18 protein-coding genes and 1 pseudogene are annotated in these 20,354 nt (G+C 36.4%); 2 read left to right on the top strand and 17 right to left on the bottom strand.

Annotation, left to right across the window (positions count from 1 at the left end):
• Positions 1–2 precede the first annotated feature (2 nt).
• The 7 genes from mqnE to DYI00_RS02510 form a co-directional block, all read right to left on the bottom strand.
• Complete coding sequence (gene mqnE, locus DYI00_RS02545) at positions 3–1,085, bottom strand: aminofutalosine synthase MqnE (protein ID WP_011577735.1); 1,083 nt, start codon at positions 1,083–1,085, stop codon at positions 3–5.
• Between the two features lie 803 nt (positions 1,086–1,888).
• Entirely contained in the window at positions 1,889–2,356 is a 468-nt protein-coding gene (locus DYI00_RS08990) for a KwaA family protein (RefSeq protein ID WP_496559796.1), read from the bottom strand.
• A gap of 211 nt (positions 2,357–2,567) precedes the next feature.
• The gene (gene ppa, locus DYI00_RS02530) at positions 2,568–3,089 is read right to left on the bottom strand and encodes an inorganic diphosphatase (RefSeq protein WP_011577733.1); all 522 of its coding nucleotides are present in this window, start codon (positions 3,087–3,089) and stop codon (positions 2,568–2,570) included.
• A 54-nt stretch (positions 3,090–3,143) separates the two neighbouring features.
• Positions 3,144–4,172: a glycosyltransferase family 25 protein gene (locus DYI00_RS02525; RefSeq protein ID WP_041600275.1), complete on the bottom strand. Its 1,029-nt coding sequence runs from the start codon at positions 4,170–4,172 to the stop codon at positions 3,144–3,146.
• Positions 4,173–4,193: 21 nt separating this feature from the next.
• Positions 4,194–4,769 (bottom strand): adenylate kinase, encoded by a 576-nt coding sequence (locus tag DYI00_RS02520; protein ID WP_011577731.1) that lies wholly within the window; start codon positions 4,767–4,769, stop codon positions 4,194–4,196.
• Positions 4,766–6,520: an aspartate--tRNA ligase gene (gene aspS, locus DYI00_RS02515; RefSeq protein ID WP_011577730.1), complete on the bottom strand. Its 1,755-nt coding sequence runs from the start codon at positions 6,518–6,520 to the stop codon at positions 4,766–4,768. Before aspS ends, DYI00_RS02520 begins: the two co-directional genes overlap by 4 nt.
• Before the next feature lie 26 nt (positions 6,521–6,546).
• Positions 6,547–7,488, bottom strand: a complete 942-nt coding sequence (locus DYI00_RS02510; protein ID WP_011577729.1) for a chemotaxis protein — start codon at positions 7,486–7,488, stop codon at positions 6,547–6,549.
• 74 nt (positions 7,489–7,562) lie between these two features.
• Between DYI00_RS02510 and ligA the strand changes: the two genes are divergently transcribed.
• Positions 7,563–9,527: an NAD-dependent DNA ligase LigA gene (gene ligA / locus DYI00_RS02505; protein ID WP_011577728.1), complete on the top strand. Its 1,965-nt coding sequence runs from the start codon at positions 7,563–7,565 to the stop codon at positions 9,525–9,527.
• A 26-nt stretch (positions 9,528–9,553) separates the two neighbouring features.
• Here ligA and acpS read toward each other — a convergent pair whose 3' ends face one another.
• From acpS to DYI00_RS02485, 4 genes are read right to left on the bottom strand one after another with little or no spacing between them, the layout of a single operon-like run.
• A complete protein-coding gene (acpS, locus tag DYI00_RS02500; protein WP_011577727.1) occupies positions 9,554–9,901 on the bottom strand; it encodes a holo-ACP synthase in 348 nt (115 codons plus the stop codon).
• A gap of 6 nt (positions 9,902–9,907) precedes the next feature.
• Positions 9,908–10,459: a flagellar basal body-associated protein FliL gene (gene fliL, locus DYI00_RS02495; protein WP_011577726.1), complete on the bottom strand. Its 552-nt coding sequence runs from the start codon at positions 10,457–10,459 to the stop codon at positions 9,908–9,910.
• Positions 10,460–10,467: 8 nt separating this feature from the next.
• Positions 10,468–11,070, bottom strand: a complete 603-nt coding sequence (gene rsmD / locus DYI00_RS02490; RefSeq protein ID WP_011577725.1) for a 16S rRNA (guanine(966)-N(2))-methyltransferase RsmD — start codon at positions 11,068–11,070, stop codon at positions 10,468–10,470.
• Positions 11,049–11,375, bottom strand: a complete 327-nt coding sequence (locus DYI00_RS02485; protein ID WP_011577724.1) for a hypothetical protein — start codon at positions 11,373–11,375, stop codon at positions 11,049–11,051. The genes rsmD and DYI00_RS02485 overlap by 22 nt, the downstream gene beginning before the upstream one ends.
• Before the next feature lie 482 nt (positions 11,376–11,857).
• Here DYI00_RS02485 and DYI00_RS02480 point away from each other — a divergent pair, with 482 nt between their 5' ends.
• Positions 11,858–12,595 (top strand): outer membrane protein, encoded by a 738-nt coding sequence (locus tag DYI00_RS02480; protein WP_011577723.1) that lies wholly within the window; start codon positions 11,858–11,860, stop codon positions 12,593–12,595.
• A gap of 40 nt (positions 12,596–12,635) precedes the next feature.
• Here the strand turns inward: DYI00_RS02480 and DYI00_RS08335 are convergent.
• The 6 genes and pseudogenes from DYI00_RS08335 to DYI00_RS02450 all read right to left on the bottom strand — a co-directional run bounded on the left by DYI00_RS08335 (position 12,636) and on the right by DYI00_RS02450 (position 20,347).
• Positions 12,636–13,400: pseudogene (locus tag DYI00_RS08335) on the bottom strand (R.Pab1 family restriction endonuclease).
• Positions 13,387–14,379, bottom strand: coding sequence for a hypothetical protein (locus DYI00_RS02470; protein WP_011577720.1), 993 nt, complete (start codon positions 14,377–14,379; stop codon positions 13,387–13,389). Before DYI00_RS02470 ends, DYI00_RS08335 begins: the two are co-directional and overlap by 14 nt.
• A 45-nt stretch (positions 14,380–14,424) precedes the next feature.
• Positions 14,425–16,746, bottom strand: coding sequence for a DNA topoisomerase (ATP-hydrolyzing) subunit B (gene gyrB, locus DYI00_RS02465; protein ID WP_011577719.1), 2,322 nt, complete (start codon positions 16,744–16,746; stop codon positions 14,425–14,427).
• Between the two features lie 11 nt (positions 16,747–16,757).
• The gene (gene dnaN / locus DYI00_RS02460) at positions 16,758–17,882 is read right to left on the bottom strand and encodes a DNA polymerase III subunit beta (protein WP_011577718.1); all 1,125 of its coding nucleotides are present in this window, start codon (positions 17,880–17,882) and stop codon (positions 16,758–16,760) included.
• A 54-nt stretch (positions 17,883–17,936) separates the two neighbouring features.
• Positions 17,937–19,004 carry a phospholipase A gene (locus tag DYI00_RS02455; RefSeq protein ID WP_011577717.1) on the bottom strand — a complete coding sequence of 356 codons (1,068 nt, stop codon included), beginning with the start codon at positions 19,002–19,004 and terminating at the stop codon, positions 17,937–17,939.
• Positions 19,005–19,018: 14 nt separating this feature from the next.
• A complete protein-coding gene (locus tag DYI00_RS02450) occupies positions 19,019–20,347 on the bottom strand; it encodes a sodium-dependent transporter (protein WP_104709275.1) in 1,329 nt (442 codons plus the stop codon).
• Between the last annotated feature and the right edge of the window lie 7 nt (positions 20,348–20,354).

Raw genomic sequence — 20,354 nt, 5'->3', positions numbered from 1 at the left:
CCTTAAAATTTTTGTATCAAATTATACAAACTATCCCTTTCTGCCGCAACAAATCCGGCATCTTTGATTTTAAAAATCAAATCTTCTTTGTCTAAACCATGCCGGCTTTTAGCGCCTGCTGCACTTTGGATGCTCTCTATTTCTATCGTGCCGTCTAAATCGTTAGCGCCAAATTCTTGAGCCACTAAAGCCAAATTCAAGCCTAAAGTCGCCCAATAAGCTTTAATGTGGGGGATATTATTTAAAAGAATGCGAGATATGGCGATGGTTTTTAAGATTTCTATTGCACTAGGGGATTTTTCTATTTTTAAATAATTGTTTTCTTTTTGATACAATAAGGGGATAAACGCATTAAAACCCCCTTCTTTATTTTCCACTTTATTTTTAGGGCTTTGAATTTTTTTGATTCTTAACATGTGATCGATGCGATGGATTTTATCTTCAATATGCCCAAAAAGCATGGTAGCGTTACTCATTTTGCCTAATTTATGCCAATAAGCATGGATTTCTAACCACCGAGAAGATCCCACCTTACCATTACAAATTTTACGCCTAATCTCTTCATCAAAAATCTCTGCTCCCCCACCTGGCATGGAATCCACCCCGGCTTTTAGCATGTCTTCTAACACCAACTCAAAAGGTTTGTTGAATTTGGCGCTTAAAAAATGCACTTCTGCAGCGGTCATGGCTTTTAAGTGCAAGTTAGGCATTTCTTGTTTAATGGTTTCAAACACCTTTAAATACCATTCATAAGAATAATTAGGGTTATGAGCGCTCACGATATGGACTTCTTTAATCCCCTTGTTGTAGGAGTTTTTAACTTTTTCTAGGATTTCTTCTAAACTCATTTCATAGGGGTTAGGGTTCTTTCTGTGGGCTGAAAAAGCGCAAAATTTGCAAGCGTCCGTGCAAATATTGCTAGGGTTTAAATGCCTATTGACATTAAAATACACGATTTTTTGGTGCATGTTTTGACGCATATGATCCGCCGCTTCCCCTAGCGTGTATAAATCGTAATCATAAAGCTTCACCAACTCTTTACTTTCAGTGATTTGATTGTCTAATACTTTTTCTAAAAAGTCCATTGTTAAATTACCCTTTCATTTTAAAAACAAGCATTGTAGCATTTTTAGATTAAGAATGCTTTTTTTAATTAATAACAATGCTAGAATGACTCTTACGCTTTTTGAGTGATATAAGTTAAGTAGTAATCTTCATTAAGGAGTTTTAATAATTCTGTAACATCTTTATTTTTTTGAATCATTTTAAAAGCGTTATCGGTATATAGGGGGCTTTCAAAATCTTTGGCGTAATTTTTAAATTTATTTTTATCATAAGAATTAAAAAAGTATCTAGCCTACTTGAATTGCTGTTTTCTTTCTTTTAACATCAAGTTGATTTTTTTAAGATTGACTGGCTTAATATCCGCATAATTTATCTTTATTTCAATTTCACGATCTAAAGTTTTGTGAATTTTAGCAATAAAACTCTATAAATACTTCATCTAAAGCACTCAAAATCTCAAATTTTTTAAAATAAATTGTTTTTTCTTTTAAATTGATAATCGCATCAATACGGCTCCCTAGCTCAATATTTTTTCACGAAGTTTGCATTCATATTGGACTTCCTCACCACTAAAATCAAGCCAAGCAAACCAACGCTTTTCAATCACATGTTTGGGGGGTTATTTTTTGGATACTGATCATAAAATCATCATAAACAAAAGCAAAAAAACTTAAATCTTTAAAATGAGGTTTAGTGCAATCGCATGGCTTTAAGCATTCTCCAATGCGTTTGAAAAAAGATAAATCGCTACCCTTAATAAAAAACCATTCATCATACTCTTCTCTAAGATGGGAGTCTTCATTCCCCTTAAATGGAATCTTTCTTATAGCCTTATAGCGCTCAAATCAACCCCCATAAAAATAGTTTTCTTTTTTTTTGATCCCTCAAAGTTTTTAATGCCCATGTCATAGGCTTTTATTTGCCTTTTTGTTTCACAAGCGCATTTAAACCATTTTCTAACATTTTTCATGATAAAAATATAATTAGTGCCTAAACTCTCAATTCTATAAACACGATAAGAAAGAAAAAACCATATGGGGTTAAGATAACTCACATTGTGCAACATAAATAAGATAAAAAGAAATATAGTAATGCATAAAAATACCACACCATGATAATTTTCATAAGATTTCATGCTAAAAGCGACCACACAAATAGCAAAAAAGACTAGTATTTGTTCGCTATGGATGGGGTAAATTTTTTGTATTACAATAGGGTTTTGCTCATGTTTAGGAACTTTAGGGCTTCTTTTAATCCAAAATAGCAACAAAAAACTCACTAAAACTGCCATCACAAACACGATTGATAGACCAATCTTTAGAAAATCACTTGCTATTATTAACGCTTGCTGTTGTTTAGAACATACACTAAAACAACCCGCATAAAAGTTGAAAAATTCAAGCATAATCTAGGAAACATTTTTATTATCCCCTCTCGCTAGTTTATTTCAAGCGTTAAAAAGGGCTTTACGACTTCATTTTAAGCCAAACCCTTTAAAATCTTTAGGCTTGATAAGCTTTTATGGCTTTTTCTAAAACTTTAATCGCACTCTCTTTGTTTTCAAACCCCTTGACTTTCACCCATTTATTAGGCTCTAGATCCTTGTAAGTTTCAAAAAAATGTTTGATTTTGTCTAAAGTGTGTTTGGATAAATCATTAACATCTTTGACATAAGAATGCGTGGGATCGACCTTATCTACCGGTAGAGCGAGTAGTTTTTCATCCATTCCGCTTTCATCTTCCATGTTTAAAACCCCAATCAAGCGCACCTTCACCACGCTTCCGGCTTGAAAAGCCATATCGCTTAAAACAAGCACATCCACAGGGTCACCATCAGCCCCCAAAGTGTTAGGCACAAAGCCATAATTTGCAGGGTAATTTTGTGCTCCATAAAGCACCCTATCCACCATTAAAGCCCCACTTTCTTTATCCAATTCATACTTGATATTAGAATGCTTGGATATTTCAACCACCACGCACAAAGCGTTAGCGTCATGGCTTGTTTCTAGTTTGTCTAAATTCATTGCAATCTCCTTGAATTGATAAAAAGACTTATTCTAGCATAAAGCCCATTCTTTTTAAACCTCTTTAGGGGTTTTTAAATGATCGTATTGTTTGCTGTATTCATTAAAGGCTTTTAAACGCTTTTTAGCGTTCAAAGTATAATAAAAAAGCCCCCTAAAACTTGATTTTTTAGGCGGAGTGGGTAATAGGTGGGCTTCACGCTCTTTTTTTTTGCAGTCTTTGGGTTTTTGGATTGTGCTGTTGGAAGAGTGCTCATTCAAGGAGAGGGCACAAGGTGTATAGGTCAGATTAGCCATATTGTGATAAGAAGAATTATTCATAAATATATCCACCGGCTCTATGATTTTAAAACGATTTACTGCCTCTGTGAAAGTTTTAGCGCCTTTAGGGGTTAAGTAATAGCCAGCCGTGGAAGCCACATACACGCTTGTGAGGTAAAAATGCTCTAAAAATAGCGCTTCTTTTTCATGCGTTGCGTAATGGCTTCTTTGCATTTTTTTAAGAAAACCTAAAGCAAAATGGATGCATTTATAAGTGGAAAGGTTTGAAAACTTGTCAATAGAAATACTTAAGATTTCTTTGCATTTTCCTAAAAAAGAGCGACTCTTTAAAGAATAATCAAAAGGAGCGAAGACAAACTCTTTAGGCAAAACATTGAGGTTGCTATCGTGATAATACCAATAGCAACCATAGAGTCTCACAAAATCAAAAGGGCTTTTCAAACAATCTTCTAATGCTTGAATAAAGTTAGACTCTAGTGCTACATCATCTTCTAAAATGATGACTGGTTGGTTTAATCTGGCACACTCTTTCCATAACAAGTAATGACTCAAATAGCACCCTAATTCAGGCAAAGTCAAACCATCGCTAATGTCTGAATGGAACCAATCAGATTGCAATAAACTTGGAGCGTCATAAAGCTCTTGAACGAGTTTTTCAAAATCTTGGTGTTTAGGGCTAATGGCTTCAAAGATTTGAAAAACACAACGCCCCTTAAATTTTTCATTAGACCCTAAAACTAATTTTTCAGTGTCTAAACGCCTTTTACTTTCTTTTAAAGAAATGATATAGACAGAAATCACAGCCAATTTCTCTAGTCGCATTTAATTCCCAAAAGACAAAATATATTCTTGCATTTCATGCACGATTTCTTCAATGCTTCTTTCGCCATTGATAGTTTTATACACTTTTTTAGCCTTATAAAAATTTTGGATTGCAATTAAGGGGTCTAAAAACACATGCATGCGGTTATGAAACACGATTTCATTATCATCAGCCCCTCTAGATCGCCCTAAAACCCTTTCTTTAGCGGTTTTTTCACTCACTTCTACTTCAATCACGCTTTTTAAAACCACTTCATTTTGGGCGTTCAATTCCTTGTCTAAAGCATTCATTTGCTCCACGCTTCTAGGATAGCCATCAATTAAAATGATCCCTTTTTCAGAGCTTTTAATCGCTGAAAGGATCGTTTCTACCACAATTTCTAAAGGCACTAATTCGCCTTGAGAAGTGAATTTTTCAATCAATAAGCCTCGATCGGTCTTTTTAGCACTCTCAGCCCTTAATAAATCCCCAGTTGAAAAATGAGCGATTGTTGCACTGTTATTTTTAGCGATCAATTCCGCATCAGTGGTTTTACCACTCCCTGGAGCTCCAATAATCAAAAATAGTCGTTTCAAATCATATCCTTTAAACTTAATTTTCTTAAGCGAATGTGTAATTCTCTTAGTTGCTCTTCGCTAATAGGGCTAGGAGCATTAGTCAATAAACATGAAGCTTTTTGCGTTTTAGGGAAAGCGATCACATCCCTAATGCTATTAGATTGAGTCATTAGCATGATCAGCCGATCAAAGCCTATCGCAAAGCCCCCATGAGGAGGAGCGCCAAACTTTAGCGCTTCTAGTAAAAAACCAAATTTCTTTTGCGCTTCATCTTCATGGATATTGATCCTTTCAAAGACTTTTTTTTGCATTTCTTCTTTATGAATCCTTATGCTCCCCCCACCAAGCTCCACACCATTAAGCACCACATCATACGCATACGCTTCAATTTCTTCTATATCTTCGCATTCTATATTTTTAGGCATCGTAAAGGGGTGGTGTGCGGCGTGATAGCCATTTTCTGTTTTTTCAAACATGGGAAAATTGACTACCCATAAAAAATTCCAGGCGTTTTTATCAATCAAATCAAGCATTTCAGCCACCTTTAAGCGCAAACGCCCCATGTAATCTAACACGATTTTTTTATCCCCTGCACCAAAAAAGACAATATCTCCTACTTGCGCGTTAGTCCTTTCTAAAATATTCTTAAGCCCCTTTTCGCTTAAAAATTTAACCAAAGGCCCTTTAATTTCATATTCTTTAATTTGCAAATACGCCAAGCCTTGAGCCCCAAACTGGTGCACAAATTCTTCTAATTCTTTTAAAACACTGCGGCTAAAAGTTGCATCAGCCCCCTTGACATTTAAAGCTTTGATGCGTTTGTTTTTGGAATCTTTTGCGATATTGGAAAAAATAGAATTTGAGCTGTCCATAAAACAATCCCCCACTTCCACTAAAGGCAATTCAAAGCGTAAATCGGGCTTATCGCTCCCATAATTTTCCATCGCTTCCTTATAAGGCATGCGCTTAAAAGGTGTGGGGATAGTATGCCCAATCGCCTTAAAAATCTCTCGCAACAAATCTTCTACCACGCCCATCACATCATTTTCATCGCAAAAACTCATTTCCGCATCAATTTGCGTGAATTCTGGCTGCCTGTCCGCTCTCAAATCTTCATCTCTAAAGCAACGAGCGATTTGAAAATACCTATCCATTCCCCCCACCATTAAAAGCTGTTTGAATAATTGCGGGCTTTGAGGAAGGGCAAAAAATTCGCCCTCATGCACCCTACTTGGCACTAAATAATCCCTAGCCCCCTCAGGCGTGGTTTTAGACAAAATAGGGGTTTCAATCTCTAAAAAGCCTTTTTGAGCCAAAGTGTTCCGAGCGATAAGAGCCACCTCACTGCGCAATTTAAAGATTTCATAAGCATTCAAAGAGCGTAAATCCAAATAGCGGTATTTCAAGCGTAAATCTTCATTCACATTTTTATTACCGATTTCAATCGGTGGGGTAGCGCTTTTATTTTCAATGACTAATTCTTCTAAAACGATTTCAATTTTTCCGGTCTTTAGTTTAGGGTTTTCTAACCCAGGCCCTCTCAAACGCGCCTTTCCTTTAGCCACTAGCACAAATTCACTCCTAACTTCTAAAGCCTTTTCATAAGCTTTAGAGCTAGGATCACACACTAATTGCACTAAACCGCTTTTATCCCTTAAATCAATAAAAACCACGCCCCCATGGTCTCTATAAGTGTTACACCACCCAGCAACCTTGACTATTTTATCAATATCTTTTTCACTAACTTCTGTGCAAAAATGACTTCGCATGCTTATCCCTTATAATAAAAATTGAATTATGAAAGCGTTTTTTTAAGCATTTCATGGATTTCAAGAATATTAGATTTTACCACAAAACCATCCGCTTCTAAAGATTGGGCTAATTGGCGATTGGAATCACTGCTCATGGATGAGTTGATAATCACAGGAATGTGATTGGTTTTTGGGTCAGCCTTAATGGTTTTTAGCACTTCAAACCCTGAAGTGTTAGGCATTTCTAAATCCGTAATAACCACGCCAACTTTTTGATAATGCTCCTTTTCATACAAATAATCCAACAATTCCCTCCCATTTGGAAAGGCTAAATAACGCAATTCTAAAGTTTGAACGATTTTTTCTAGGGTTTTAAGAGCGCTCAAGGAATCTTCAGCGATCAAAATGAGTTTTTGGCTTTGGATGGCTTTGATGCAACGCAAAGTCAAATCGTCTAGATCTTTCAAGCTAGGGAAAACATCGCTTATCATTTTTTCTACATCTAAAATTTGCATCACTCGCTGTTCATCAAAGCGAGTGATCGCACTAAGTTTGTTATTGGCTTCAATGCCTTGTTTATCCCCAGCGCTAATTTCAGTCCAATTTTTATGAATGATCCTTTCAATTTTTAAAACCTTTAGGGCGATTGAATGGTTAGAAAAATGGCATACAATCACTAAATTATGGTTATTTTTAACGCTATATTCTTTTAAATCACGGCTAGGATCATTCGCATCACAATACAACCACCTTCTCACATCCACTAAAGGAATGGACTCGCCCCTAACGCTAAGAAATCCAAGCATCACGCCATCGCTCCCCCCAAGAGTCTCAGTAACCTCCCCATCATAATGGATAATTTCTCTGATCTTAAAAATATTCACGCCATAAAGTTGGGCATCTTTTTCTTCATCTAATCTAAAGCATAGAAATTGCACTTCGTTGTTTAAGTGTAACGAAGTCGTTTTGTCAATGTCTTTCACCACCTATTTCCCCTAAACCCTATCAAAGATTAAATGTTATAATACTACCCTAATTTAGTTTAAAAGGTTTTTAGAATATGATAAAAAGCCAAAAAGAATATTTAGAAAGAATTGAATATTTAAACACCCTATCGCACCACTATTACAACCTTGATGAGCCGATCGTAAGCGATGCGGTCTATGATGAACTCTATCAAGAATTAAAAGCTTATGAAGAAAAAAACCCTAGCCAAATTCAAGCCAACTCCCCCACCCAAAAAGTGGGGGCTACTGCACTCAACCAATTCAATAAAAACCCCCATTTAACGAGAATGTGGAGTTTAGATGATGTATTCAATCATAACGAATTGCAAGCGTGGTTGCAACGCATTTTAAAAGCTTACCCTAGTGCTTCGTTTGTGTGTTCGCCTAAACTTGATGGGGTTTCGCTCAATCTTTTGTATCAAAAAGGCAAGTTAATGAAGGCGACCACTAGGGGCAATGGATTAGAAGGAGAATTAGTTACTACAAATGCCAAACATGTCGCTAATATCTCTCACACTATCCCTTATAATGAAGAAATAGAAATCAGGGGCGAAGTGATCATTTCTAAAGAGGATTTTAACGCTTTGAATGAAGAACGCCTAAACGCTAACGAACCCCTATTCGCTAACCCTAGAAATGCCGCATCAGGGAGTTTGAGACAGCTTGATAGCAAAATCACTAAAAAGCGTAAATTGCAATTCATTCCTTGGGGCGTGGGCAAGCACTCTTTAAATTTCTTAAGCTTTAAGGAATGTTTGGATTTTATTGTCTCGTTAGGTTTTAGCGCTATTAAACATTTAAGCCTAAACAAAAACCACCAAGAAATAGAAGCGAATTATCACACTCTCATTCAAGAAAGAGAGAGATTTTTTGCCCTTTTAGACGGCATGGTGATCGTTGTGAATGAATTGAATATCCAAAAGGAGTTAGGTTATACGCAAAAATCCCCCAAATTCGCTTGCGCTTATAAATTCCCCGCTCTAGAAAAACACACCAAAATTGTAGGAGTTATTAACCAAGTGGGGCGCAGTGGGGCGATCACCCCAGTCGCTCTTTTAGAGCCGGTAGAAATCGCTGGGGCTATCATCACTAAAGCGACATTACACAATTATTCTGAAATTGAAAAAAAGAATATCATGCTCAATGATAGGGTCGTAGTCATTAGAAGCGGCGATGTGATCCCTAAAATCATCAAGCCTTTAGAGTCTTATAGGGACGGTTCGCAATGCAAAATTATACGCCCCAAAGTTTGCCCCATATGCTCGCATGAACTCTTATGCGAAGAGATTTTTACTTATTGCCAAAACCTTAATTGCTCCGCAAGATTGAAAGAAAGCTTGATTCATTTTGCTTCTAAAGACGCTTTAAACATTCAAGGCTTAGGCGATAAAGTCATAGAGCAGCTTTTTGAAGAAAAACTCATTTTTAACGCCCTAGATTTGTATGCTTTAAAATTAGAAGATTTAATGCGGCTAGACAAATTCAAAATTAAAAAAGCTCAAAATTTATTAGACGCTATTCAAAAGAGCAAAAACCCCCCTTTATGGCGTTTGATCAATGCTTTAGGGATTGAACATATCGGTAAGGGAGCGAGTAAAACGTTGGCCAAATACGGCTTATATGTGTTAGAAAAAAGCGAAGATGAGTTTTTAGAAATGGAGGGCTTTGGGGTGGAAATGGCGCGTTCTTTAGTCAATTTTTATGCGAGCAATCAAGAGTTTATCCAATCATTATTTGATTTATTAAACCCTAAAAATAGCGATATAATTGAAGAAAAGCAAGAAAGCTCTTCAATTTTTAGCCATAAAACGATTGTTTTAACCGGCACGCTCTCTAAACCACGGCAAGAATACGCTCAAATCTTAGAAAATTTAGGGGCAAAAATTTCTTCAAGCGTGAGCGCTAAAACCGATTTTTTGATCGTTGGAGAAAATGCCGGCTCAAAACTTTCTCTAGCACAAAAACATGGCGTTAACATTTTGAATGAAGAAGAATTATTAAAATATCTTAAAGAATGAGAATAAAACCACTAAAAAAGCTGTTTTTAAGAAACAACCACAACCGCTATCGCAAAACCAGCGTCATGGCTGATACTTGCACTCAAACTTTGGATGTTAAAATAGTTCATTTTTTCTTTAGAAAGGGTGATTAAGGGGGCGTTTTTAGGGCTTTTAGAAATGCACATGTCTAAAAAACTCAATTCCTTGCCAATACCCACTTGAAGGGCTTTGGAGCAAGCCTCTTTGAGCGCAAAAAACCCAGCGATCGTGCTTGATTTATCCCTACATAAAAGAATCTCGCTTGGCGATAAAAAACGCTCTAAAAACTTCATTTTAAAGCGTTTCACACACCTTTCTACCCTAGCAATAGAGACAATATCTATGCCAATCATTTAAAATTATTGAATGATAAAATCAGTGAAAAAGACATTCTTAATAAAGCCATCAATCAAAAACGAATTCAAATGGCTTTTAATTTCATCTTTAAGCTTGTTTTTACCCTTATTAGTAACCACCTCTTCCACGCTTTTAGACGATAGAATTTCTATAATCGTATCCTTAATCGCTGTGTCTTTAACTTTCACTTCATTTAAAAGTTTTTCATTACTCAATTCTAATGAAATAGAAGCTTTGAGATAGCGTCTGCCATTTTGAGAGACTAAATTCACCGCAAAAGGCGTATCAATCGCATACAAAGGTCCAAGCACCAAATATTGCTGGATATTAGAGCCTTCTTTGGCTTCTTGATTTTTGTTCGCCATAGGATTAGCTTGAACTTCTTGGGCGTTTTTAGGGGCGTTTTCTTTAGATTCTTCCTTATTTCCCATAAGCAGCATGATAATCACCCCCACCAATAAAAGCATCACTAACACGCTCCCAATGATGACAAATAAAAGGGTTTTGCTTTTTTTAGGGGGTTGTTGCGCGGTATTTTCTTGTTCTTCTGCCATGCCTATTCCTATTGAAAATAAGTTAAAGTCGTTTTTCCAAATTTTTTCTGTTTGATTATAGCTAAAGTTGCGAGATTTTTAGGCATTTCATGCACGCTTTCATGCTCAAAAACCACTAAAAAATTTTTAAGATGGTGGCGTTTCAATAACATTTCTAAAGCTTGAAAACATTTTTCATAAATCCCTAAAAACCCGCTTGTTTCAAAAGGCGGATCCAAATAAAGGATATTCAAAACGCCATTTTTTAAGCGTAGCGTGGGCAAATGTTTGAAAGCGTCATCTAAAAAGGTTTGGATTTCAATTTCTTTTTTTAAGCGGTTTTTAACAAGAGAAATATTTTCTAAAAGCGTGGCATAAGCGCTTTTATTTTGCTCAAAAAACAAAGCGCTTTTAGCTCCCCTACTCAAAGCCTCTAATCCCATAGAAGCGCTGCCTGAAAACACTTCTATAAAATGCACTCCCTTAATTTCTGCTTGCAAAGCATTAAAAAACGACTCTCTTACGATCGCTTTGGTGGGGCGTGTGCTAGAAATTTTAGGCAAATTCAAGTCTAGCCCCTTACAGTCCCCCCCAATAATCTTAAATTTTTTTATTGGTTGATGATTTGGCATAATTTTTTAGTGTATTCTTCTAGTAATTTTTGGATCTCTTGCTCTTTAGAATATTTTATTTCTTTGCAAGGTTTTTCACTCTCTTTTAAAGCGTGGTAAAAATTTTTTATATCTTCTTTCACGCTCTGTTTAGTAAAAGGCTTTCTTAGGCACTCTTCTATGGAGCATAGGGGCTTATTGGTCTCTAGCTTTTCATCATCGCTTAAGACAAAGTCGCAAACTTCCACAGAAGAAAGGCAATCGCTCAAATAAAATTCCAAACTTTTTTGGCGTAACAAAGACTTGCAAGAAAGAAAAATTTTCAAAAAACCCCTTTGTCTCAATAGATTTAAATTGTTTTAAATTATAGCAAATCTTTCTTTCAAGCACCAACATTAACTAAACAAATCCAAAAAGTGTTTCATTTTGTAAAAAGTTAAAGAATAATGTTAAAAATAGGGTTTAAATAACATTTTTTTTTTTTTTTTAGTATAATGTTGTTGGGTAAGGGCAAAGGGCGAAAATATTCCTTCCTTCTTTACTATAACATTAGCATTTTTAGTAAACTTTTTCTTTTTACATTAAAATGTCCTAATGCTCTTACCTTATTAATAGAAAGCGTTCAATCCCTTTTAATTCTTTAAAATAAACTAGCTTTGGGGATATAGTGCCTGACATAAATGTTTGGTATCTATTTTTTAAAAATCCCTTTTTAAAATATCCGTCCCCCCTTTGAAAAATTGGATATACTAATACTTTATTAAATATTGAGTAGCAAAAATTTATATCAATGCTTTTAAGGATAAAGATGAATCTCAAAATTTCATGCCAAACGGCCCTTTTTTTAAGCTCTTTGGGTGCTGAATCAAGCGGGTTTTTTCTCAATGGCGCTTATGAAATAGGGCAAGCTTATTACAATAACGAACTTGCCACAAACAAAAAAACAGAATTCAAAAGCCATAACGAACAAAGCACTCAAGGCTTTGGCGTGGGGTTAGGCTATAACCAGCTTTTTGGCAAAAAAGGCTGGGCGGGCTTGCGCTATTATGGGTTTTATGATTGGGCGGAGGTGAAATTTGGCACGCAATATTTTGCACCAGGGAGTTATTTGCAAGCTAAAGGTGGGCTCAATTCTAATATGAATATCAACACTTATGGCGCGGGGGTTGATTTATTATTGAATTTTGTCAATTTGGAAAGATTTAGCATGGGGTTTTATGGTGGCATGGCTGTGGGGGGGACGACATGGAGCCCGCAAGCTAGAAATAGGACTATAACATGGAATACCACTTTAAACGGACAACAGGCAGAGCGGCTGCTAGCTGGGGATTATGGTGTGAGTATTGTGTTTAAAAGCACCGTGTTCCAGTGGTCCTTTAATTTTGGCGTGCGTTCAGTGATTGCCAAGCATACCGGCTTAGAGCTAGGCTTTAGAATCCCTATGGTTGCAACCCCCTACCTTACAATGATCAATGGCGATAGCAACTATAAAGAAACCTTTAAACGCCTTTATTCTTTTAATGTGTCGTATTATTTGATATTTTGAGTTTTATAAAGGGGCTTTTTTAATCAATTTGCATCATTAGTTAATTTTCAAGTATTTTTTCTAAAATCTTTAACACATCATTGTGGTGTGCTTGACTTAAAAGACCAAAAATTTTAAACATTTCTAAAAACATGAAAGCGTTATTTTGGTTGATAACTAAAAGGGCATGTTCTTTGAGTGTAGCCGTTCTCTCTAATAAGGGAGTAGCGGTTTTCAATTCCAAACAAAATAGAAAAGCAAAAATGCAGCATGGCTTGGGTTTTAGAGCCATATTGTTGTTCTCTGATAACAATTTCACTTAATTGATTATCGTTAAAAGAATGAATAAGCAAGGGGTAAGAAATGCGTGAAAGTTCAAAATCCATGCCAGCAAATTGATGGGATCTAAATCTTTCTCTTGTAATCATAAAATTATCTTCTATAAATTGTTTTTGTTTTTGTAAATATTCTAAAGTATTTTCTAAATTTTTTAAACTGATCAAATTCAATTGTTTGGCGTAATAAATAATTTCACTCAACTCATAAAGAGTTTTTATTTTACCATTAGCTCCTAAAAAATGATATTTTTCATCTTTTAAGGCAGTGAGTTTAAACTTTTCTCTATCTGTGGTGGGGACATCATAACCGATTTGCCATTCTATATAATATAATGCTTTAAACTAAAAGGGATTTTTCTAGTCGCTGTTAATACGCCATAATCACTAAAGGCATATCTGATTTTCACACGCACTTTGCCTGAAATTGAAGTTAAAGGAATAGGTATTCCAATCATTTTTTTATCGTAATCAATCTTAATCAAACCCACAAGGGTGTCCTTGAAACAATTTTTTAAAATATTCTAAACGCACTCTTTTGTCTTTTAAGAAAGCGTCTTTAATTTCTAAAAAAGCGGAATTATCAATAATAATATCCAAATTGCCAAAATAGTAAGGGATTTTAGGGGCGATTTCCTTAAAATAATGGATATATTGGTAATAAATCATTTTATCTTGACTGATGTGCACCGCATTAGTGCTTGGCGTGTTTAAAAAAGTCTTGTTGCGTTTAAGAGCGTTGATGTCTCGCATAGGGAAAAAATAGCCCACGCATGCATTAACTTTTTTAGCGTTAGGGTATTTATCCACATAATTGGCTATATAGTCAAAATCGTTTAAGCATAGCGTCGTGTTGCAATCAGTTTGAAAAATAAAACGCCTAATATATTCATAGTCCATTCGCCCTTGCTCATATAAAGCTATCACAATAGGAAATCCGTTGCTTTTAGTGAAATATTTAGAAGAAACAACGAAAGCGTCTAAAAGCCTATAATTATCCTTAAATAGTTTTAATTGTTTAAAATTAGCTTCTTTGATGAGGTAAGATAAAGGGTGTAACACGCAAATAAAAGCCGGCTTTAAAGCCACAAAAGATTTTAAAAAACTTATCCCTAAATCCCTAGCTTTCAAGTCATTATCTATCTCAAAAATAAAATCTTTGTTTTTAATATCTTGTTTAATAAAGGAAGTTCTATCATTATAAGGGGGATTGCCCACGATAAGTAAAGGCTCATCTTGGCTAATGCCATAATTTTCTCTTTTAGGATTGATGAGAGCGTTTATTATTAAAGCATCGCACTTATGGTCAATATCCGCTCCTATTTTTCTAGGGTGCTTGAGTTTTAAAAATTCTTTATTACCACAAGCAGTATCTAAAAGCGTATAGTTTTTAATATTGGCATGTTTTTTCAAAAGCTTGTAAGTGCAATCCACCAAGTAAGATGGCGTGTAGTAAGCCCCCAAATTCACGCTCTCTTGCTTGGTTAAATGTTTAGGGGTAGTGATTAAAATCCCTTACACATCCAATTGTTTCACATCTTTAGCATGCGCTTGGATAAAGGCTCTTCTAGGCTCTACTTCATCACCCATGCAAAGCGAAAACACCGCATCGGTTTTTTCTAAATCTTCAATTTTGAGTTTGATGAGACTGCGGTTTTCTTTATGCATGGTTGTTTCCCATAAATCATTGGGGTTCATCTCGCCTAGCCCCTTATAGCGTTGGATATTCGCTCCCTTTTTAGCATGATTTTCCACTTCTTCTAAAAACGCCAAAATATCCTTATTTTCCAAGAAATCTAAATTATATTCCATAAGTTTTTGATAAGTGTAATTCGCTTCTTCAAACAATACTTCTTTAAAAAGGTTGTCATCTAGGTTAAATTCCACCAAGCCTTTAGGGGTTTGTGCATGCAAATGCAAGCTCTCTTCAGTAACAAAAGAGCGTAAAACTTGATAATTCAGACTCTCTAATTTTTCCAAAATGCTTTTTTCTAAAACTTTCATATCAAGGGTTAAGGCGTCCTTAGTCTCAATCAAAAAGCGTAAAATTTCTAGCAAGTTGTAGCGTTTTTCTAATTCCAAAAGCGCATAGCGGTAATGGCGCACCACTTTCAACAAATTCATCAAATCGTTCTTACCAATCCCTTCAATATTCGCTGAATTGACGCCATGCTCAATTAAAAAATGATCCAAAGCGACACTGTCTTTAAGATAAATTTCTGTCTTGCCTTTCTTGTATTTATAAAGGGGGGCTTGAGCGATATAAACATGCCCTTGTTCAATCAGTGGGCGTAAATAACGATAGAAAAAAGTCATCAGTAGGGTTTGGATATGGCTCCCATCCACATCAGCATCTGTCATGATAATGATTTTATGATAGCGCAACCTTTCTATATCAAAACTCTCTTGAATGCCACACCCAAAAGCCGTGATCATGTTTTTAATTTCTTCTGATTTTAGGATTTTTGACAAATGGCTTTTTTCCACATTTAAAATCTTACCTTTTAAGGGTAAAATCGCTTGGAAAACCCTATCGCGCCCTTGTTTAGCACTCCCACCCGCACTATCACCCTCCACTAAAAAGATTTCACTCTCAAGCGGATCTTTACTCTGGCAATCGGCTAATTTTCCAGGCAATGTGCCAACACTCAAATTGTCTTTTTTCCTAGTAAGCTCTCTGGCTTTCTTACTGGCTTCTCTAGCTTTTGCAGCTAGTAGGACTTTATTGGCGATGATTTTAGCTTCGTTAGGGTTTTCTTCTAAAAATTGATGGATCTTATCATAGACTAATTTTGAAACTAATGCGCGCACATACGAGCTACCGAGCTTGGATTTAGTCTGCCCTTCAAATAACGGCTCGCTCATTTTCAAGCTCACAATAGCCACTAAACCCTCTTTAATGTCTTCAGAAATAGGGCGAGACTCTTTAGTTTTAATATTATTGTCAATATATTGTAAAATCGCCTTAGACAAGCCCATTTTAAAGCCCGCCTCATGCGTGCCGCCCTCAGAAGTTTTAATGTTATTCACAAAGCTTAAAGTGTTTTCATTATAATCATCAGCATACGCTAAAGCGACCTCTATGGAAGTGTGCGTTTCTCCATCCATGCTTTTAAATGAAATAACGGAGGTGAGCAACTCTTTTTTAGTGCTGTCTTTAACGAATTGTTTCAAGCCATCTTCATAGAAATAAGTCTCTTGTAATTGGGTCTTTTCTTCTTTGAAAGCAATTTTTAAACCATCGTTAAGATACGCCATTTCTTTGAAGCGTTTTTGCAAAATATTCGCTTGAAATTCAACGACCTCCATCACGCTTCCATCAGGGAAAAATTCAATAGTCGTGCCACTTTCTTTAGCGTTTTTAGTCTTACCAATGATTTCAAGCTCGCTAATGGGGATACCCTTTTCAAATTCTTGGCGATAGATTCGACCCTCTTTTTTAATAGTCATAATCAAGCGTTTGCTCAAGGCATTCACGACTGAAACGCCCACGCCATGCAACCCACCTGAAACCTTATAAGTATCATTATCAAACTTCCCACCGGCATGCAACATCGTTAAAACTACGGTGCAAGCGGGGATTTTTTCCGTGGGGTGAATACCCACAGGAATGCCTCGCCCATTATCTTCTACAATGCATGAGCCTTCATCGGTCAAAGTGATATTGATAGCATCGCAAAAACCCGCCATGCTTTCATCTACAGCGTTATCCACGACTTCATAAACCATGTGGTGCAACCCACCCACATTGGTATCGCCAATATACATTCCAGGGCGTTTCCTAACCCCCTCTAAGCCTTTTAAAACCTTAATACTATGGCTTTGATAATCTTGCATGCAATCAGCCTTTATAGTGTGATGGGCATCATCAAGGTAGAAATTTTAGCGTTCAAATGGCTTTGCTTTTCATCAAGAGGTTCTTGGATTAAAAAAGGTGCTGAAGGTGCATTGCAATGCAACACAAATTGCGTTGTCCCTAAAGCGTTCAAAGCCTCAAGGAAAAATTTCGCATTGACGCCCAAATGAAAGGCTTTTTCAATCTCCAAATCTTTTTCAATCTCAATAGAAGTCTTAGCGGTTTCGCTATGCTCAGAATCCAAAGATTCAAATAAAGCGTTGTTTTTTTCTAAAGTGAGTTTAATGGTGGGGCTTAAAGAACTGGATAATTTAATACTCTCCTTAAAGCCTTCCTTATTAAGAGTGAAAGAAGACGCGTATTCCTTAGGGAGGATTTTTTGATAATCAGGGTAATTCCCATCAATGAGCTTGGTGAAAAAAGTGTGCGTCTCGTTTTCAATTACCGCTAACATGCCGTCGCTTTTAAAACTAAAACTCTCATAAAAAAGTTTAAGGATTTCTAATAAAGCCCGTTTAGGCAAAATGCAAGAGATGTATTCTTCAGTAGAATTGACAGAGATATTTTCTAACTGCGTATAAGAAAGTCTTTTAGTATCTGTGCCTACCACTGAAAGGGTTTGATGGGTTTTGTCAAATTGCATTAAAACACCGGCTAGTTCTCTTTTATGGCTGGTTTGTTCAATCACAGGGGCGATTTTTTTAAACGCATCCACTAAAAAAGGGGCATTCACTTCTAAACTCACTTTTGGCTCTATAACAGGAAATTCAGGAAACTCGTCAGCGTCAAACATGGGGAGTTTGAAAGAGCTTTTATTTTGTTTGATCACTAGGCTGTCTTCTTTAGTCTCTAAAGTAATATTAGAGTCTTTCAAGCATGAGATAATGTCCAAAAACTTCTTCCCATTAATCGTGCCCACGCCCTCTTTATCCGTAGATTGCGTAGAAATATAGCTTTTTAATCCAATATCCGAATCGCTGGCTTTCAAAAAAAGCTTTTCTTGAATGACTTCTAAATGGATGTGTGAAGCGATAGAAGAAGCGTCCTTCTTATCCAAAAAAGCTTGCAAGTAGCGCAAAGCATTTTCTAAATCGTTTTTACTAACACTGATTTTCATAGTTGAATAATCCCTTGGAATTTTTACTTCCATTATAGCATAAAAGGACGCTTTTTAAGGGTTTAAGCGAATTCCTACCCCTATGCGATTGGAAAAAACATCGTATTCATATAAGCCATCGCCATAGCCATTAAACCACTGTGCATAAAACCCCACAAAAGGGTTAATGCGGTAGGTATAGCCCAAGCGGATAGCCCCATGCCAACGATTATAACGCCAATATTGCGTGAAAATATCATAAAGTTGCAATTCAAAATGGTGGCGCCCCCTCCTATAATCTATTTTAGCGTTACCATAACCCATATAATCAATCAAATTAGGGTTGGATTGATCATAAGGGACATAAGGCCAATAAGCGACCATGATTTTCAAGCCCCCTTTTTCCCACACCAAACGAAACACAGGGCGCTGCCCTGCACTCACAGAACGACAACCCCCCCAACGCACATTTTTTTGCCCATTATAATCTTTAACCACCACAGGTTGGCCTGGAAATTGGTTTTCAGGATTACCCTCTTTATTGAAAGGCTGATAACATTCCGCACCCCCCACGCCATTAGAAATGTGCTGCCAACCTGCCCAAATTTCAGAAAAATTCCCTATTTTACCCCCAAAAGGTTCAAAATTAATAGGATAAACATAAATGAGTTCAGGCATGTAATTGACCATTCGCATGGGAGCGGATTGAGGGTCGTTATAAATTTGAAACCAGTTGGTTTGGGTATAGGCCAAATAAAGCGTGCCTTTAGTCCAAAGAAAGCGCTTAAACACAGGCATTTTAAAACTAATCTGAAATTTAAACTCATTGCGTTGATACGGATTGATATTGGGGCGATACCATTGATAAACAGGGGTAAAACTATGATAAAAAGGCATGAAATAAGTGCCTTGATAATCCACTACATCTAAATATTTTTTAGCTAAATCTACCCAAGAATGATCTTTTGAGGCTTTTTTAGGAGCGACATACCAAGAATTGGATAAATTATTTTTGGTGGTAATGGTGTGCAAATCCTGCTTACGCAAATAATAGTCATAATCCAATTTAAGGCTATCTTGTAAAGAATTTTTACCCTCTAATTGACAAACCATAAGAACAAAGGACAGAAATTTGCTTCTCATCAATCCCCCACCTTTTATTTAAATTGCAAAATAAAAATCGCTAAAATCACTACAGGTACGATAAAACGCACGCTAAAAAGCCATATTTTGAACGCGTTTTCATTAAAAAAATGCTTCGTGGCTAAAAAAGCACTCTCTTTTTTCAAAAGCCATCCCACAAACAAGACTGAAAACAAGCCTCCTAACGGCATTAACAATGAAGAAGTGGTAAAATCCAGCCATTCAAACACGCTCCTATGGGCAAAGCTCAAAAACTTAGCGTATCGTTCACTCATAGAAAGAATCACTAAAATACCTAAAACATACACAACAATCCCTATCCATAACGACGCTTTTAAGTGCGAAAAATTAAAACGATTAGTAAGATAAAGTGCCAAAGGCTCTACCAGAGAAACCGTAGAAGTGATCCCAGCAAAAACAAGTGCTATAAAGAAAAAGAGCGAGACAATCTGTCCGCTCATGCCCATTTCAGCGAACACTAAAGGCAAGGAGATAAAAACAAGTCCCGGTCCTTGAGACACATCTGCATGGTATTCAAACACAAAGGTAAAGATCATCACCCCAGCAATCAAAGAGATTAAAATACCAGGTAAGACGATATATAAAGAACTTTTGAATAAATTCTCTTTTTTAGGCGTAAAGGCCGAATAAGTAATGATCGTGCCTACCCCCAAACTCAAAGAAAAAAACATTTGCCCCAAAGCGTCCATAAATACCTTAAAATCAATCTTTTGAATCTCAAAACTAAATAAATAATGCAAGGCTTTAGGCAGGCTTTCTAAAGTCATCGCATAGATTAAAAGCCCTATAAAAATCACAAACAATAAGGGCATGAGCACCACGCTCAACTTTTCAATCCCCTCTTTAATCCCTTTAGAAACAAACCAGATCGTTGGCAACAAGCATGCACTAAAGCCAATAACCGGCCAAATCAAGCTACCATTTTGAAGCAAATTGAACTGTATTTTGGCTTGCTCTAAATTTTTAGGCAAATCAAAAGTGACCACAAAAAGATAGTAAAGCACCCAGCCCAACACCACCGCATAAAAGGATAAAATGAGCGGACCGCCTAAAAGAAAAATAAAAGTGATTGGGTAATATTTTCCCCTTTTAGGATCCAATATTTCAAAATTAGAGACCGCATCTTTTTTCCCTAAACTCCCAATTAACATCTCCACTAAAAGCATAGCAACGCCCAAGCTTAAAGACAGTGCCAAATACAAAAGCACAAACGCACTCCCCCCATTATTCCCCACCATGTAAGGAAAGCGCCAAATATGCCCTAAACCAATAGAGCTGCCCAAAGTAGCTAAAATAAAACCTAATTTAGAAAAATTTCCCATGCCAATA

Source organism: Helicobacter acinonychis (assembly GCF_900461455.1).
In the GTDB taxonomy this organism is placed as follows: domain Bacteria; phylum Campylobacterota; class Campylobacteria; order Campylobacterales; family Helicobacteraceae; genus Helicobacter; species Helicobacter acinonychis.
The sequence above is the reverse complement of the archived record's forward strand: the minus strand, read 5'-3'. Positions and strand labels throughout refer to the sequence as shown.

Excerpts from the sequence above, each read along its gene's own strand:
- mqnE (WP_011577735.1), bottom strand. The coding sequence starts at position 1,085 with ATGGACTTTTTAGAAAAAGTATTAGACAATCAAATCACTGAAAGTAAA.
- DYI00_RS08990 (WP_496559796.1), bottom strand. The coding sequence starts at position 2,356 with ATGGCAGTTTTAGTGAGTTTTTTGTTGCTATTTTGGATTAAAAGAAGC.
- ppa (WP_011577733.1), bottom strand. The coding sequence starts at position 3,089 with ATGAATTTAGACAAACTAGAAACAAGCCATGACGCTAACGCTTTGTGC.
- aspS (WP_011577730.1), bottom strand. The coding sequence starts at position 6,520 with ATGCGAAGTCATTTTTGCACAGAAGTTAGTGAAAAAGATATTGATAAA.
- ligA (WP_011577728.1), top strand. The coding sequence starts at position 7,563 with ATGATAAAAAGCCAAAAAGAATATTTAGAAAGAATTGAATATTTAAAC.
- acpS (WP_011577727.1), bottom strand. The coding sequence starts at position 9,901 with ATGATTGGCATAGATATTGTCTCTATTGCTAGGGTAGAAAGGTGTGTG.
- fliL (WP_011577726.1), bottom strand. The coding sequence starts at position 10,459 with ATGGCAGAAGAACAAGAAAATACCGCGCAACAACCCCCTAAAAAAAGC.
- rsmD (WP_011577725.1), bottom strand. The coding sequence starts at position 11,070 with ATGCCAAATCATCAACCAATAAAAAAATTTAAGATTATTGGGGGGGAC.
- DYI00_RS02480 (WP_011577723.1), top strand. The coding sequence starts at position 11,858 with ATGAATCTCAAAATTTCATGCCAAACGGCCCTTTTTTTAAGCTCTTTG.
- gyrB (WP_011577719.1), bottom strand. The coding sequence starts at position 16,746 with ATGCAAGATTATCAAAGCCATAGTATTAAGGTTTTAAAAGGCTTAGAG.
- dnaN (WP_011577718.1), bottom strand. The coding sequence starts at position 17,882 with ATGAAAATCAGTGTTAGTAAAAACGATTTAGAAAATGCTTTGCGCTAC.
- DYI00_RS02455 (WP_011577717.1), bottom strand. The coding sequence starts at position 19,004 with ATGAGAAGCAAATTTCTGTCCTTTGTTCTTATGGTTTGTCAATTAGAG.
- DYI00_RS02450 (WP_104709275.1), bottom strand. The coding sequence starts at position 20,347 with ATGGGAAATTTTTCTAAATTAGGTTTTATTTTAGCTACTTTGGGCAGC.